11 protein-coding genes are annotated in these 16,089 nt (G+C 73.7%); 3 read left to right on the top strand and 8 right to left on the bottom strand.

Annotation, left to right across the window (positions count from 1 at the left end):
• Positions 1–27: 27 nt before the first annotated feature.
• A complete protein-coding gene (locus ANAE109_RS22700) occupies positions 28–1,689 on the bottom strand; it encodes a tetratricopeptide repeat protein (RefSeq protein ID WP_012099251.1) in 1,662 nt (553 codons plus the stop codon).
• Complete coding sequence (locus ANAE109_RS22705) at positions 1,686–4,973, bottom strand: DUF4175 family protein (RefSeq protein ID WP_012099252.1); 3,288 nt, start codon at positions 4,971–4,973, stop codon at positions 1,686–1,688. Before ANAE109_RS22705 ends, ANAE109_RS22700 begins: the two co-directional genes overlap by 4 nt.
• A 189-nt stretch (positions 4,974–5,162) precedes the next feature.
• Between ANAE109_RS22705 and ANAE109_RS22710 the strand changes: the two genes are divergently transcribed.
• From ANAE109_RS22710 to ANAE109_RS22720, 3 genes are read left to right on the top strand one after another with little or no spacing between them, the layout of a single operon-like run.
• Positions 5,163–5,780, top strand: a complete 618-nt coding sequence (locus tag ANAE109_RS22710) for a sigma-70 family RNA polymerase sigma factor (RefSeq protein WP_012099253.1) — start codon at positions 5,163–5,165, stop codon at positions 5,778–5,780.
• The gene (locus ANAE109_RS22715; RefSeq protein ID WP_012099254.1) at positions 5,777–6,241 is read left to right on the top strand and encodes a zf-HC2 domain-containing protein; all 465 of its coding nucleotides are present in this window, start codon (positions 5,777–5,779) and stop codon (positions 6,239–6,241) included. Before ANAE109_RS22710 ends, ANAE109_RS22715 begins: the two co-directional genes overlap by 4 nt.
• Positions 6,238–6,702: a hypothetical protein gene (locus tag ANAE109_RS22720; protein ID WP_012099255.1), complete on the top strand. Its 465-nt coding sequence runs from the start codon at positions 6,238–6,240 to the stop codon at positions 6,700–6,702. Before ANAE109_RS22715 ends, ANAE109_RS22720 begins: the two co-directional genes overlap by 4 nt.
• Positions 6,703–6,715: 13 nt before the next feature.
• On the opposite strand, the gene ANAE109_RS22725 is transcribed toward ANAE109_RS22720, so the two are convergent.
• From ANAE109_RS22725 to ANAE109_RS22750, 6 genes are all read right to left on the bottom strand, one after another.
• Positions 6,716–8,965 carry a polysaccharide biosynthesis tyrosine autokinase gene (locus ANAE109_RS22725; RefSeq protein WP_012099256.1) on the bottom strand — a complete coding sequence of 750 codons (2,250 nt, stop codon included), beginning with the start codon at positions 8,963–8,965 and terminating at the stop codon, positions 6,716–6,718.
• Between the two features lie 4 nt (positions 8,966–8,969).
• Positions 8,970–10,094, bottom strand: a complete 1,125-nt coding sequence (locus ANAE109_RS22730) for a polysaccharide export protein (RefSeq protein ID WP_012099257.1) — start codon at positions 10,092–10,094, stop codon at positions 8,970–8,972.
• A complete protein-coding gene (locus tag ANAE109_RS22735) occupies positions 10,091–10,537 on the bottom strand; it encodes a low molecular weight protein-tyrosine-phosphatase (RefSeq protein ID WP_012099258.1) in 447 nt (148 codons plus the stop codon). The genes ANAE109_RS22730 and ANAE109_RS22735 overlap by 4 nt, the downstream gene beginning before the upstream one ends.
• 175 nt (positions 10,538–10,712) lie before the next feature.
• The gene (locus tag ANAE109_RS22740) at positions 10,713–12,458 is read right to left on the bottom strand and encodes an ABC transporter ATP-binding protein (RefSeq protein ID WP_012099259.1); all 1,746 of its coding nucleotides are present in this window, start codon (positions 12,456–12,458) and stop codon (positions 10,713–10,715) included.
• 129 nt (positions 12,459–12,587) lie between these two features.
• Positions 12,588–14,411, bottom strand: a complete 1,824-nt coding sequence (locus ANAE109_RS22745) for a nitrite/sulfite reductase (RefSeq protein ID WP_012099260.1) — start codon at positions 14,409–14,411, stop codon at positions 12,588–12,590.
• A gap of 168 nt (positions 14,412–14,579) precedes the next feature.
• Complete coding sequence (locus ANAE109_RS22750; protein ID WP_012099261.1) at positions 14,580–16,070, bottom strand: glycosyltransferase family 4 protein; 1,491 nt, start codon at positions 16,068–16,070, stop codon at positions 14,580–14,582.
• Between the last annotated feature and the right edge of the window lie 19 nt (positions 16,071–16,089).

Raw genomic sequence — 16,089 nt, forward strand, 5'->3', positions numbered from 1 at the left:
AGGGTGAGCCTCTCGGACCCGAGCGGTTCACGGCGTCTCCCCCGCGAGTATCCGCGCAAACCGCTCCTCCCGCGACGCGCCGCCCGGGTCGCCGGTCGCGGCGAGCGCCTTGGCGAGCCCGGCGTGGATCTCGGGGTCGAAGGGATCCTGGCGGTTCGCGACGAGCAGGTGCTCGCGCGCGCCCGCGAAGTCTTCGCGGCCGAGGAGGATGCGGGCGAGCCGCACGTGGAGGGCGGCGTAGTCGGGGCTCCAGCCGATCGCCTCCCTCAGGACGCGCTCGGCCTCGGCGTTCGCGCCGGACATCATCGCCGCGAGCGCGTACTGGTTCGAGAGGATCGGGATCCGCGCCCCGACCCGCTGCACCGCCTTGCCGTACTCGATCCGCGCCGCCGTCCACTTGCCGCGCGTGCGCATGATCTCGCCGAGCCGCGCGAACCCGCGGGCGCGCTCGTCCGGGATCTCCGCCCACTCCGCCCACTGGCCCGCCTGCCTGGGGTCGTCGCGGAAGCGGAGCTTCGCGAGCGCGTGATCGCCGCCGCGTGGCAGCGGGCGGGCCGACATGTGGCGCCGCCACTCCGCCAGAAAGCGCGGGAAGGGGGCGCCGAGCGCGCGCGCCACGGCGGCCTCGGTCTCCGCCCCCTCGCCGAGGAGGTCGAGGACGCGCGGCACCACCGCCGCGCCCTTCCGCTGCACCAGGTACTCGATGGCGAGCGCCACCTGCGCGTAGGCGAGGGCGGCGCGCTCCTGCGAGGGCAGCTTGGCCAGCGACGGGTGCATCTCCTCGAAGGTGACGAGCGTGTTCGTCTGCACGGCGTCGCGCACGAGCGCCGCGGCGACCGGCGAGATGGGCTCGCCCCCGCCGCGCCAGTCGTCCTCGAACCACTTGGCGAGCCCCTCCTGCAGCCAGATGGGCGCGCGGTTCCGCGACTTCAGCGTGAGGACGTGGTGCGTGTACTCGTGCGCCGCGGTGTCGAGCCAGTCGTAGCCCTTGAGCAGCGCCTTGGGCGACAGGAGCATGAGCTTGTTGAACTTGCAGACCGCCACCGTGCCCGAGGTGCGGATCTCCTCCTCGGTCAGGGTGGAGACCTTCGCGAGCTCCTTCACGTCGCTCACGATCTCGACGGAGAGCCGGTCCTCCGGCGTGAAGGCGAGGCTCCGCGCGAGGGTCGCCCGCTGCTTCTCGAGCGCGTCCACGAGGTACGGCACGAGCACCTCGTCCTTGCCCTTCGGATGCGAGACGACGAAGTGCTCGGCCTCGAAGCGCGCGTCGTCCTTCGTGACCTCGAGCGCCGCCTTCGCGAGCGCGAGGTAGCCGGCGGGATCCCCGAGGCCGGAGGACTCGATGAGCGGCACCGCCTCGCCGTAGCGCTGCTCGTAGAAGCGCAGGATCCCGGCGGCGAGCCGGACCGCCGGCTCCTCGGGGTCGTCGGCGAGGAGCGGCTCGAGGATGGCGCGCGCGCCCCGCACGTCCTCGTCGGCGAGCGTGCGGAGGGCGGCGGAGATCTGGTCGGGCAGCTCGCCCTTCGGCCGCGGCACGCGCGTGGGCGGGGCGTGCGGGGTGACGTTCTGGCGGGTACCCCCGGCCCGCTCGCCCTGAGCCTGTCGAAGGGCGAGCGGCTCGCGCGGAGCCGTCTCGGCGGAGGCGGGCACCGCGAGCACCAGCGCGAGCGCGAGCGCCACCCGGATCACTTGACCAGCTCCTCGTAGTAGCGCTGCACCTCGCCCCGGTAGCGCTCCGGCGCGCCCTGCCTCATCGCGTCGAGCAGGTCCTTGCGGAACTCCTCCGGCACCTTGTAGGCCTCCGCGCCCGGGATCTTCACCTTCTCGCGCGACGCCTCGCGGCCGTCCCCCATCTCCTCGCCGCCGCCCTGCTCGCCGAACGGGAACGGGAAGCCCATGCCGCTCCCGCCGCCCTTGCCCTGGTTCTTCGCCGCCTCCTCGAGCCCCTTCTGGAAGCGCGAGAGGGCGTCCAGCGCGAGCTGCTGCTCGCCGTGGCCGCGCTGCGGGTTGCGGTTGCCGAGCTCCGTCGCCGCCTCGCCCATGTGGCCGCGCGACTCGCCGAGCTGGCCCTGCGCGTCCGGCGGGAAGATGGGCGCCTGCTGCATGAGCTCGGCGAGCTTCTGCTGGAGCCCCTGCGCCTGCTTCTCGAGCGCGCCCTGCTTCTCCGACAGCTCGCCGAGCCGCTGCTGCGCCTCGGGCGGCAGCACCGTGCGCGGGTCGGGGAACAGCTTCGACAGGGCGTCGCGGATCTCCCGCGCCTTCGGCACCGCCTCCTCCACCGCCCGGTGCGCGTCGGCGACCCGCCCCGGGTCGCGCTTCATCATCGAGGGGGTCTGCTGCGAGAGCGCCGCGTCCTCCTCCAGGTAGCGCGAGAGCCGCTCCACCGACGGCGCCGCCCGCTGCGAGGTCTCCCAGGCGGCCCCCATCTCCTTCATCCCGAGGGCGCGCTCGAGGTCGGCGAGCGCCTCGCGCGACTGCTCGTACTCCACCTCGGAGCGGTAGGAGATGCCGGGCTGCGCCCGGTCCACGTCGCGGCGCGCCTCGCCGGCGAGCTTCTCGAGCCGCTCCACCTCCTGCTCGGAGGCCTTGGTCCGGTCCTGCAGCCGCTTGCGATACTCCTGGCGCACCTGCTCCGTCTCGGTGGCCGTGCGCTCCTGCTCGGCCTTCACCTTCTCGAGCTGATCCTTGAAGGCGAGCATCTCCTTCATGAGCGCCTGCGCCTTCTCGTCGGGCAGGCCGGCGGTGCGCTGCAGGCCGGCGAGCATCTGGTCCATGGACGAGGCCATCTCGTCGAGCGCCTTCATGGCCGCCTCGACGTCGCCCTTGGCGAGCAGCTCCTCGACCCGATCGAGCCCGCCCATGAGGTCCTTCGAGCGCTGCATCTCGGCGAGGGCCTCGGCGTTCATGTGCTCGTCGTTGAAGCCCTTCGAGAGCTCCGCCATCTGCGAGAGCAGGTCGCGCACGCGCTCCTTCATGCGGCCGATCTCCGCGAGGAGCTCCTGCTTCGCCGCGTCGCTCGGGGAGGCGCGGTACTTCTCGAGGAGCGAGGCGAGCTCGCGGCGGCGGCTGGCGAGGTCCTTGGCGAGCCGCACGAGGTCCTCGGCGCGCCGCTTGTCGAGGAGCTGCTCGAGGTAGAGGACGCCCTTCTCCAGCTCCTGGTCGAGGTTCGCGTCGAGCGCGGCCATCCCGCGGAGCAGCCCGGCGTCGGGCCGGATGCGCACGCGGATCGCCTGCGCCACCGAGGCGCGCGGGCCGGCGAGGCGCCCCTCGGCGCCGCGGATGGCGCCGGCCACGTTCTGGAGCGCGGCGGCGATCTCCTTCGGGCCGGCGCGGTCGCGCCGGATCTCGCGCGCCGCCTCCCGCATCCGCTCGTGCAGGTGGCGGGTGCGGACGTCGAGCTGCTGCACCGCCGCGAGCCGCTCGGCCGTGGTGATCGCGCCCGCCGAGAAGGTCTCCAGCCGGTCCCCGAGGACGCCGACCAGCTCCTCGAACACCTGGCGCGCCTTCTCGAGCACCTGCCGGCGGTGCTCCGCCTCGGAGTAGACCTTCAGCGTGTGCGCCTCGGTCCGGGTCTTCTTCGGGCCGGAGACGGTGTCCGTGTCGAGCACCTCGACCCAGTAGGTGAGCCGGTCGCCCTCGCGGAGCTTCTCCGCGGCGACGTCGAGCTCGTGGACGCCGCCGTCGCGGCGGAGCCCCTGCGGCCTGCGGAGCACGCGGCGCTGCTCCTCGCCCCCCGCGCGCTTCACGACCAGCGCGGCCTCGGACAGGCCGAAGTCGTCCTCCGCCTGCCACTCGATCCCGACGCGCGCGTCCGCGTCCGCCTCGAGCTCGCGCTCGGGGGCGGTGATGCGCACCTCCGGGAAGGCGTCGGCCTCGACCACGATCGGGATGGGCGGGCCCTCGGCCACCTCCTTCTTGCCGTCGAGGTAGCGGAAGCGGTAGCTGCCGCCGTCGGTGACGAGCAGGCGGCCGCGCAGGTCGCGCTGGCCGCTCACCGAGAGCGCGTAGCGCTTCACGGGGCTGCCGCGCTCCCTCGACTCGGCGCCGCCGCTGGCGGCGCTACGCTCGGGATGAGCGGGCGGGGTGGGTCCGGCCTCCTCTCGTCGATTCCCTTCGTCCCGAGCGTAGGGCCCGGTCCCGCCCTGCTCGCCCCGCGCGTCCGGGACCGGAGTCGAGGGATGAGCCTGGGTCACCGCCGGATCGACCTCGAGCTCGACCACGAGCTCCGCCTGCTTCACGTCGCGGTCCGCGCGCGTCTCCAGGGTCACCTCGGTGCCCTTGGGCGCGCGGATCTCGCCGCCGGTCCCCGAGAGCGTGCGCGGCTCCCGCTTCATGTACGCCGGGTACTGGAAGGTGAGCTGGATGTCGCCGGTGATCGGGTCTGCGGCGGGCGCGGGCGTGCCGGGCGGATCGCCGAGCAGCACGCGTCCGTAAGCGCGGACGAGCGGGGCTCCGGCGAGCAGGAAGGCGGCGGCGTGGACGGCGAGCACGGCGAGGAGGGCGAGCACCCCGCGGCGCGCCCAGCGATCGGGGACGGCGGCGGCGAGGTCCAGCTCGCGCGCCCGCGCGGCGGTCCGCGCGAGGTGCTCGTCCACGAGGGCCACCGAGTAACGCCCGCTCGCCTGGATGGCGTCTCGCTCGCGAGCGAGCTCGACCGAGGAGACGAGATCGGAGCGGAGCGCGGGCGCGTCGTGCGCGACCGTGCGCGCCGCCGCCTCCGGCGACCACGCGCTGCGGAGGAGCGCGCGCACCGCCAGCACGGCGGCGGAGACGACGGCGGTGCACGCCGCGGCGAGCACCACCGGGCGCAGCCCGGCGCGCACGCCCAGGAACGCCGCCGCCAGCGCGCCCGCGAGCACCACGCCGAGGCCCGCCGCGAGCCCGAAGCCGAGCGCGGCGAGCAGCACCACCCGGATCCGCCTGCGCCGCGCCCCGTCGAGGACGCGCGCGATCTCACCGTAAGCGACCGTCATCGGCCCTTTCGACCGTTCCCGCCCGACCCCAGCGGCTCATGGAGGATAACGCGGGGAGGTCCGAGGTGCCCCGACGGCGTCATCGGAGGGGTCGCGCCCACACGCGTCCGTTTGCGGGGCGTGCCGCGCCGGGTGTGCTACTTTCCGCCGTCCCAGTTGAATTTCCTTCAAGGAGCAGCCGTCCGACCGATGGTAGCCGACGACCTCGCGCTGGTCTCCAAGGCCCAGGCCGGCGACCCCGACGCGTTCCGCGCGCTGGTCGTCCGCTACCAGAGGAAGGTGTACGCCTTGGCGCTCGGCATCGTGAAAGACGGGGATCTCGCCTGGGACGTCGCCCAGGAGGCGTTCGTGCGGGTCCACGGGCACCTGGGCTCTTTCGAGGGCAAGTCGTCGTTCTCGACCTGGGTCTTCCGCATCGCCACCCACCTGTCGATCGACGCGGTCCGGCGCGAGCGGAGCGCGCAGAAGGACGACGTGGACGAGGTGCGCGAGGTCGATCTGTCCGAGGCCGGCGAGGGGATCCTCGCCACCTCGCTCGGCAACGACCCCGCCGAGAACGCGCTCCGCCGCGAGATGGCGGAGAAGATCCACGCCGCGCTCGCGACCTTGCCGGAGAAGCACCGCACCATCCTCGTGCTGCGCGAGGTGGAGGGGCTCTCCTACGAGGAGCTCGCCGAGCGGCTCGGGATCCACAAGGGGACGGTGATGAGCCGCCTCTTCCACGCGCGAAAGAAGATGCAGGCCGCCCTGCGCGACTACGCGGAGCGCCCGGAAGTGGAAGCCGAGGACGAGGAGTCCGCGCCATGAAGGACTGCGTCCGCTACGCCCCGATGCTCGGCGCCCGCGAGGGCGATCTCTCCCCCGAGGAGCAGCGCGCGCTCGACGCGCACCTCCAGGCCTGCCCCGCCTGCCGCGCCCTCGCCGCCGACCTGGCCGCGCTCGACGGGCTCGTGGGCGAGTCGCTCATGGCGCGCGCGAACGCCCGCGACTTCGCGCCCTTCGTGGACGGGGTGATGGCGCGCGTGGGCGTGCAGGGATCCGCGCCCGCACGCCGGCACGGGTTCCTGGGGTGGTTCCGCGCGCACCCGCGCGCCGCGCTCGCCTCGCTGGTGCCGGTTCTGGCGGCGGTCGCTCTCGTCGTGTACGTTCGCATCGAAGGCGACGACGGCCAGATCGCGCTCTTCGAGATGGCGACCGAGGGCGAGGTGACCATGGTGCTGCAGACGTCCGACGGCCCCGTGGTGCTGCTCGGCGAGGAGCATTCGTGAGCCGCCGCCCAGGAGGCCTGGTGACCCGCACGTTCTTCGCCGCGACGCTCTGCCTTCTCGCCGCGCTCGCGTCCGTGTTGCCGGCCGCCGCCCGCGCCGAGGTCCCGGTCGCGGTCCGCGTCATCAAGGGCTCGCGCCAGGGCCCGCCCAAGATCGATCCGCGCCTCGACGACCTGCGCCGGCAGCTCTCGCCGCTCGCGTACGTCCGCTGGGAGCAGGTGAGCGAGAAGCGCCTCGACCTCGACCGCGGCCGCACCGAGTTCGTCGAGCTGCCCGACGGCGACACCGCCGCGCTCACGCTGCAGGAGCGGCACGGCGACACCGTCACCTTCGAGGTGGCGCTCACCTCGCGGAACACGCAGTCGCGGCTGACCGTGCAGAAGGGCCAGCGCATCGTGCACCAGGTGACCGGGGAGAAGAAGGGCTCGGCCCTCTTCCTCACCGTGAACGCGTGGCCGTAGCGGAAGCTCCGGCCTACCCGTACCGATACTGGTAGTGATACCCGTTCCGCCGCCCCAGGCCGCGGTCGAGGTGCACGCCGTTCAGCACGAGGCCGTGCACGCGCACCCCGCCGCGGGCGAACGCGCGGAGGGAGGCCGCGATCTCGCGGAGCGGGTGCTCGCCGGCGCGCAGCACGAGCAGGTTCACGCTGGCGTGACGCCCGATGACGGCGGCGTCGGTCACCGCCAGGATGGGCGGCGTGTCGAGGAGCACGAGCTCGAAGCGGCCGGCCAGCTCCTGGAGGAGGCGCGCGAAGCGCTCGCTGGAGAGGAGCTCGGCGGGGTTCGGCGGGATGGTGCCGGTCGGCAGGAAGCGCACGTTGTTCGACGAGGTCGGGCGGATCGCCTCGTCCAGGGAGACGTGGCCGCCGATGACGTCGGAGAGGCCGCGCGCGCGGTCGGTGCCGTAGTACTCGTGCAGGTGGCCGCGGCGGAGGTCGGCGTCCACCACCACCACCTGCTTGCCGGCCTCGCCGAGCAGGTGGGCGAGGTTCGCCGAGACGAACGACTTGCCCACCCCCGGCGCCGGGCCGGAGAGCGAGACGATCCCGCTCGAGGCCTCGAAGAGCGCGAACTGCAGGCTGGTGCGCAGGCTGCGCAGGCTCTCGACGGCGAGGTCCTTGGGATCGACGTCGGCGAGGATCGGGACGGGGACGCGCTCGCGGCGCGCGCGCCGGTCGGCCTCCACCTGCCGCTCGCTGAACGGGACGCTGGCGTGCACGCCGATGCCGGTGGCGCGCTCGAGCGCCTCCGGATCCTCCACGCCCTGATCGAAGGCGCGGCGCGCGAAGGCGAGCCCCACGCCGCCCGCGAGCCCGAGGAAGAGGGCCAGGGCGAGCACCCGGGCGCGCTTCGGCGCGACCGGCTCCACCGGGACGATGGCGGCGTCGAGGATGCGGACGTTGCCGATCGTCCCCTCCTTCACGACCTTCAGCTCCTGGGCCTTGTTGAGGAGCATGAGGTACAGCTCGTTCGCGACCTTCACGTCGCGCATGCGCCGCGCCGACTCCATCTCGGCCTCGGGCAGCTTCTTGAGCCGCTCGTCCAGCGTGGCGCGCTCGGACTCGAGGCGGCGGACCTTCTGGCCGAGGGCGACCAGGGCCGGGTGCGTCTCGGTGAACTTCAGCCGCAGGGCGGCGTACTCGACCTGGACCTCGGAGAGCGCCTTCTCGATCTCCACCGCGCGCGTGACCGCCGCCTGCGTCTCGAGCGAGACGTCCACGCCTCCCTTGCGGGAGCGGTAGCTCTCGTACTCGGTCTCCGCCGCGTCGAGGTTGCCGCGCAGCTCGGGGAGCTGCCCCTCGAGGAAGGCGAGCGTCTTCTCGGCCTCGGCGCTCCTCCGCTCCACGTTGCGGCGCACGTACGCGCGGGAGAGCGAGTCCAGGATCGCGGCCACCTGCACCGGATCGTCCCCCTCCAGCGCGAGCTGGAGGATGCCCGTCTTCTTGCCCTTCTCCGAGATGCGCAGCTGCTCCTGCAGGTCGGCGATCGCCGCGTCGCGGCGCAGCCGGGCGACGCCGAACTCCGTGCCCGGCCGGGCGACGAGCGCGGCGACGAAGGCGCCGGCGCCGTTCCCCGAGGCGGCCTTCCCGACCTCGCCCTCGAGGAGCGTCTCGCCGTCCGGACCGCGGAGCGCGTAGCGGCCGCCCTCGCCGGCGACGAGGGTGAGCGGCTCGCCGTAGAGCCGCTCCGGCAGGTCGAGCCGGTCGAGCTTCAGCTGCTCGCCGCCCCAGCCGAACGACGACAGCCCGAGGAACGCCCCCGCGACGCCGTCCTCCGCGTCGTGGCGGCGGGCGAGGAAGCCGCCGAGGAGCGGGAAGCGGCTGGGCCGCGCGACGAGGTCGAGCCTCAGGCCGTCCACGGCGTCGCCCAGGATCGCGCGGGAGCGGAGGATCTCGATCTCGGCCTCGGCGGGCGTCGAGTCGCCGAACGCCGCGGTGAGATCGCCGAGGAGCCCCGTCCCCGCCTTCTGATCCTCGACCTGCACGAGCACGTCGGAGCGGAAGACGGGCGTGGCGAGGAGCGCGTAGGCGCCGCCGAGCGCCGCCGCGGCGACGACCGCCGCCGCGATGAGCTTGCGGGCCCCGACGAGCACGTCGAGGTACTCGCTCAGCGACGGCTCGTCGTCTCCCGGCTCCGGCGCCGAGAAGAGCTCGTCTGGAGCGCGCGTCTTCGGGGATGCGCCCGGGAGGACCTCGAGCGCCACGTCTCCTCGCTTCGACATTCGACTAGTTCCCTATGACCACGTCTCTGCTGCGGTCGAAGGCGTCCACGCCGTACCAGAGGGTCTGGAGCGTGGGCAGGACCTGCGTGATGATGCGGTTCCAGTTGGTGAGGCCGTACGGCGCCACGTAGACGACGTCCTGCGGCTCGAGCTGGAAGTGCGTCGCGAGCAGCATCGCGTCCGCGCTCGACGCGTCGAGGCGGTAGACCCGCGGCGTCTCGTAGCGTCCGCGGAACACGAAGATGTCGCTCGGGTTCGAGGTGGTCGGGTCGAAGCCCTCCGAGTCCCCGATGGCCTCAGCGAGGCTCATCCGCCCGCGGGCCATGACCTTGGACGACGGCCGCTGGACCTCGCCGAGCACGAAGACCTTGTTCTCCTCGCGCGACGGGACGTGCACCACGTCGCCGTCCTGGAGGAGCCAGTTCTGCGAGCGATCCCCCTCGTCGTAGAAGGCCTGCAGGTCGAGGCGATAGGTGCGGCCCGCGCGAGTGAGGACCACGCCGCGCGTCCACGCGTTCGGGGTGAGCCCCTCCGCGGCGCCGATCGCGTCCTGCACGCGGAGCGGCACGTCGGTGATGGGGAGGGTCGAGGGCCGCATCACCTCGCCCGTCACCTCGATGCGCTGCCCGCGGAACGCCGCGATGCGCACGTCGAGCTGCGGGTTCTCGATCACCCGGCGCAGCCGGTCGGCGATGAGGGTGCGGACCTCGGGGAGCGTCTTGCCCGCGACCTCGATCACGCCCACGTGCGGGTAGAACATGGTCCCGTCCGCCTGCACCGCGTTGCCGAAGGTCTCGGCGGCGCGGAACTCGCCGGCGGGGATGGTGAGCTCGGGGTGATCCCAGACGATGACCGACAGCACGTCGTAGGGGGCGATGCGGTACTGCCAGCTCGCGGCCTGCTCGGCGAGGGGATCCTTCGGCCGCGCCGTCGCCGCCTTGCTCCGCGCCTCCGCCTCGTCCAGCAGGACCTTCGACGTGATCTGCACGATCGCGATGGGCTGCTCGGCCGTGCCGCGCGCCTCGAGCTGCCGCTGCTTGAACTGCAGGCCCGGGGCGACGGACGAGCAGGCGGTGAGGAGCCCGGCGAGCGCGAGGACACCCGCGTTGACGTGGGTCGGCGCGCTCACGACGCCCTCCAGAACGCCCGGTCGAAATCCTCGAGCCCTCGGTCGATGAGGGCGAGCGCCTGCTCGAAGGCGGCGCGGGGCTGGCGATAGGGATCCGGCACGTCGAACCCTCCGAACTTGCCGATGCGGTGGACACGCCCGCGCGACGAGGGCGCGAGCGCCTCTATCTGCTTCTGGTGACCGGACTCCATCACGAGGACGAGGTCCGCCGCAGCGAGGATCTCGGGGGTGAGCTGGCGGGCCCGGTGTCCCGAAAGGTCCAGCCCGCGCTCCTTCATGAGGTCGACCGCGATGGGATCCGCGCCCCGCCCCACCAGCGCACCGAGCCCCGCCGACTCCACGTTGCCCCGCCCGCGCGCCGCGAACCTCGCGCGCAGGAGCGCCTCCGCCATGGGGCTCCGGCAGATGTTGCCCACGCACACGATGAGGACCCGGTCGAGCATCTCTTCACTTGGCGGCAAGGCGGGCGTCGTTTCCGCGCGAGCCGTGCTCGCGGGCAGCGTATCTCCGCTCGTCCTGAGCCTGTCGAAGGACGAGCGGGACCGCTGCGGCCGCCCGTCTACCCGTCCGGTACCCCCCGGACTGGACGTGCAGGGTACCGGCCCCGCGCCCCGCCGTCTACCCCGCCCGGAGCTGCCGCTCCACGAGCCGCTGGTAGAGCCCGCCCCGCGCCACCAGCTCGCGGTGCGGCCCCGATTCCACGATGATTCCGCCCTCGATGACCACCACGCGATCGGCGCTCGCGACGGTCGAGAGCCGGTGGGCGATGATCACGGTCGTCCGCCCGGTCATCAGGCGGGCGAGCGCATCCTTCACCAGCGCCTCGGACTCGGAGTCGAGCGCGCTCGTGGCCTCGTCGAGGAGCAGGATGCGGGGGTCCTTGAGGACCGCGCGCGCGATGGCGAGCCGCTGGCGCTGCCCACCGGAGAGCTGCTGTCCGCGCTCGCCCACGCGCGTCGCGTAGCCCTCCGGGAACCCCCGCACGAAGATGTCGGCGTGAGCCGCGCGGCAGGCCGCGACCACCTCCTCGTGCGTCGCGTCCGGCCGGCCGTAGCGCACGTTCTCCTCGACGGAGGCGGAGAAGAGCGTCGGCTCCTGCGGGACGACGCCGATCTGCGCCCGCAGCCAGGTGGGATCGAGGGTGCGGAGGTCGTGGCCGTCGAGCGTGATGCGGCCGGCGACGGGGTCGTAGAGCCGGCCGAGGAGCGCCGCCATGGTGGACTTGCCCGAGCCGGAGGGACCGACGAGCGCGACCACCTCGCCCGGCGCGATGTGCAGGTCGATCCCGCCCAGCACCTCGACGTCGGGGCGCGCCGGGTAGGAGAAGCGCACGCGGTCGAAGGCGATCCGCCCCTCGCAGCGCGCCGGCCGCAGCCCGCCCGCGACCGGCATCGCCGGCACGCGGTCCATGAGCGCGAACACCCGCTCCGCCGCGCCGATCCCCTTCATCGCCTCCGCCCAGAGGTCGGCGAGGCTGCCCAGGCTCATGGCGATGAGGAGGGTGTAGACGAGGAACGCGGTGAGCGCGCCGGCGGTGAGGTCTCCGCGCGCCACGAGCTTGCCGCCGTAGCCGAGCACCGCGGCGATGGCGAGGTACACGCCCGCCGAGGCGCCGCCCATGAACAGCGAGCCCGCCCGCGCCCGGCGCCGGGCCGCGTCGTAGGAGGCGGCGATGGCGGCGTCGTAGCGGCCGCGCTCGGCCGGCTCGGCGTTGAAGGCGCGCACCGTGCGCATCGAGGAGAGCGACTCCTCGGCGACGTGCGAGGCGTCGGCGAGCGCGTCCTGGTAGCGGCGCGCGAGCGCTCGGACCTTGCGGCCGTAGATCACCGACCCCACCGCGATGGGCGGGACGACGAGCAGCATCACCACCGTGAGGCGCGGGGAGGTGACGAAGAGGAGCGCGATGCCGCCGAGCGCGGTGATGACGTGGCGGAACACCATCGACACGTTCGCCGCGACGAGGCTCTGGATGGTCGCGGAGTCGGTGCCGAGCCGGGAGATGAGCTCGCCCGTGCGCGACGAGTCGAAGAAGCCGATCTCCTGGTCGAGGAGGCTCCGGTAGAGCCGCTCCCGCACTCGCCGCACCCCGCGCTCGCCCGCGAGCGAGAAGAGGAGGTGCCGCCCCGCCACCGCGAGCCCCTGCACGATGGCGATGACCGCCAGCACCCCCGCCGCGCGCGTGACCGCCCGCGGGTCCTCGCCGGCGATGGCCCCGTCCACGATGAGCCGGATGCCCTGCGGGTACACGAGAGACAGCGCCGCGCCCGCGACGAGCAAGACGGTTCCGACGGAGAGCGCCGGCAGCTCCTCCTTGAGGAGCCCGCCCAGGCGGCGGACGACTGAGGTGCGGGGCTGGTCGGGCATCGGGTCCGGGAGTCTTAACTCGTCCGCTCGCCCGAAGCCTGTCGAAGGGCGGGCGGACCGACGGGCACACTCCCGTTCGTCCTGAACGTCGGCCGCGCGCAGCGCGGCCAGAGTCGAAGGACGAACGGCTCAGCTCGCGCACTCCCCCTGGCTCGTCTCCGGCCGAAACGCGGCGTCCTCTCCCAGATCCACCGTGTCCTCCGCCCGGAGCGTGGCTGCGTCGAGCTCGGCGAGGTCCGCGAGCGCCGCGCGCGCCCGGGCCGGCTCGACCCGCGCGAAGAACGCGGGCGCGTCCTCGCCCTCCGCGCGCTCCGCCCGATAGAGCGCCGCCAGCCGCTCGAGCGCCTCGGGCACGCGCCGGGCCGGGATCTTCGCGGCGAGCCGACCGAACCGCGCGCCGCCGGAGGACACGCCGCCGCCGAGGAGCACGAAGTACTGGGGCACCGCCCTGCCGTCCACCTTGCGCGCGCTCCCCTGGAAGCCGATCGTCGCGACGTGGTGCTGACCGCAGCCGTTGGGGCACCCGCTGACCTTCAGCTCCGCCCCCGGCAGCGCCGCGGCGAGCTCGGGCCGCTCGCGCAGGTGCGCCTCGAGCAGCCGCCCCAGCCCGCGCGACTGGGTCACCGCGAGCTTGCAGCTCTCCGCGCCCGGGCAGCTCGTCACGTGGTCGGCGGTCCCCGCGCCGGCGCGCCCGAGACCGGCCGCCGCGAGCCGCGCGTGCAGCGCCGGCACGTCACCCTCGCGCACCCAGCGCAGCACCGCGTCCTGCTCGCGCGTGAGCCGGACCGCCCCGTCGCCGTACGCGAGGGCCAGGGCGCCGAGGACGCGGAGCTGCGCGGCGGTCGCGTCACCGAGCGGCAGGACGACCTCGACCGCCACGAACCCGGGCTGTCGCTGCCGCCGCACGTTCGTGCGCGTGAACGCGGCGAGCGCCGCCGGTGCGGGAGCGAGGTCGGGCGCGACGGCCGGCACGATGCCCGGGCCGCGAGGCACCTGCGCCCGCACCCGCGCCGCGATCTCCTCGGGCGACGGCGCCGTCGGGCGGTCGTGCCCGGGTGCGCCCTCCACGGGCGGCCGCTCCGGATCGAACGGCAGGCGCGGCGCGCCCTCCGCCTCGACGCGCGCCCGCTCCGCCTCGACCTCCGCGCGGAAGCCCTCGAAGCCGAGCTTCCGCACGAGGAACTTCATGCGGTTCGCGTGGCGATGGACGCGATCGCCGAGCCGGTGGAACACGCGGAGGATCGCCTCCGCGAGCGCGAGCACGTCGCCCGCCGGGAGGTGCTCCACCAGCACCTCCGCCGAGACCGGGACGGTCGAGGTCCCACCGCCCGCGCGGACGAGGAAGCCCTTCTGCCCGTCCGACCCGAGCCGCGCGTACAGGCCGATGTCGTGGATCGCGCCCGCGGCGTGATCCTCGGCGCAGCCCTCGAAGGCGATCTTGAACTTGCGCGGCAGCGAGGACGAGAGCGGATGGCGCAGCAGGTGGCGCGTGAGCGCCTCGGCGTAGGGGGACACGTCGAACGGCTCGTCGGCGGCGACCCCGGCGAGCGGGCACGCGGTCACGTTCCGCACGGAGTTCCCGCACGCCTCCCGGGTCGTGAGCCCCGCCTCCGCCAGCCGGCGCAGCGCGGCCTCCGCGCCGTGCGCGGTGACGAAGTGGAGCTGGACGTTCTGGCGGGTCGTCACGTGGCCGAAGCCGCGGCTGTGGTGCTCGGCGACCTCGGCGAGCGCCTCGAGCTGGGCGGCGGAGAGGAGGCCCTGCGGGATCTTCACCCGCTGCATGTGCACGCCGTCCTGACGCTGGCCGTAGGTGCCGTGCAGGAGGCGAAGCTGGCGCCACCCCTCCGCGGAGAGCTCGCCCCGCTCGAAGCGCCCGAGGGCCTCGAGGTAGGCGTCGAGATCGCCCTGCTCGGCGAACGAGCGGTGGCGGGTGGACGTGGCGGCGTCGCTCATCGGCTCTCCTCGGCCGGCGCGCCCCTCGCGCGCGGATGGTCGTCCGTCATAACGGACGGCCCCGCGCGCGCCCTGGAAAATGTCGATGGATCGGGCTGACGTGCTGGGTGCCGTGTCAGCCAAACGGCTCCGCTCGCCCTGAGCCTGTCGAAGGGCGAGCGAGCAGGCTCAGCGCCGCAGCCCCACCACCCGCCGGAGCCCCTCGACCGGCGTCAACCTCGCCGGCCTGTCGATCCGCTCCAGCGCGTCCGCCACGTGCTCGCAGAGGAGCTCGACGGCGATCTCGGTGTCCCGGTCGATGAAGGCCCGCCCGTCGTCCCAGCCCAGCTCGAGGTGCGTGTCGCCCGGCCGCTCCGGCAGGAGCCCGTACCGCGCGCGGAACAGGTCGAGCCCCGCGTCGTCGAAGCCCGCCGAGTACGCGTCAGCGTTCGCCGCGTCGCCCGGGAGGTGCAGCGCGATGGCCCGCGCCTCGAGCACGGTCGCGGCGAGCCGCAGCGAGTCCCACACCTCCCCGAGCCCGCTCGCCTCGCGCAGCCGCGCGCCCAGGCGGCGAATCGACGCGCGCACCTCGAGGTTCCTGCGCCGGTCCTCCAGCATCCGCTGCGTGTCCGAGAGGTTCACCTGGACGAAGCCCAGCCGCCGCAGCGCCAGGTAGGCGACCGCCGCGAGCGCGAGGAGGAACAGGATGGCCTGCGACGCCGTGCTGTACGCGACGGAGATGGCCACCGCGCCGAGCACGGCGCAGGCCCCGTAGATGACGAGCACCGTCTGCTTGTGGCTGAGGCCGAGGTCGAGCAGCCGGTGGTGGATGTGCCCGCGGTCGGCCGAGAAGAGCGGCGCCCCGCGCGCGGCCCGGCGGGCCATGGCGAGGAGCGTGTCGGCGATGGGGACGCCGAGGGCGATGATGGGGACGAGGAGCGCGACGGCGCTCGAGGACTCGCGGTTCGTCTGGATGGCGGTGGTGGCGAGGACGAAGCCGAGGAACATCGACCCCGTGTCGCCCATGAAGATGGTCGCCGGGTTGAAGTTGTAGAAGAGGAACCCCAGCACCGCGCCCGCCAGCGCCGCGGTGAAGAGCACCATGAGCGGCTCGCCGCCCCGGAGCGCGACCACGCAGGTGGTGGTGACGGCGATGAGCGCAACTCCGCCCGCGAGCCCGTCGAGGCCGTCGATGAGGTTGAGCGCGTTGATGACGCCGGCGATCCAGAGGAGCGTGAACGGGAGCCCGAGCATGCCGAGCTGGATGTCCGGGCCGAACGGGTTCGCGATGACGTCGATGCGGTAACCGAGCCAGTACATGAGCCCGGCGACGCCGAACTGGACCGCGAACTTGGTCTTGGCGTTCGCGCCCTTGAGGTCGTCCAGGACACCGAGCGCCGCGATGGCGAGCCCGCCCGCGAAGAGCCCGAAGGCGCGCCGGGGCATGGCGTAGAACTGGCCACCCACGCCGCTGTTCACGAAGAGCAGCGCGACGAGCGGCGCGAAGAAGGCGAGGACGATGGCGATCCCGCCGAGGCGGGGGATGGGCTTGCCGTGGACCTTGCGCGAGGTGAGGGCGTGATCGAGCGCACCCATCCGGTGGGCGAGGGTGCGGACGAACGGCGTGAGGACCGCGCCGGTGACGGTCGCGGCGACGAAGGCGACGGCGGCCGTCGTCATGCGTGCCTCGAACGTTCGC

It is taken from the genome of Anaeromyxobacter sp. Fw109-5, from assembly GCF_000017505.1.
Lineage (GTDB): Bacteria > Myxococcota > Myxococcia > Myxococcales > Anaeromyxobacteraceae > Anaeromyxobacter.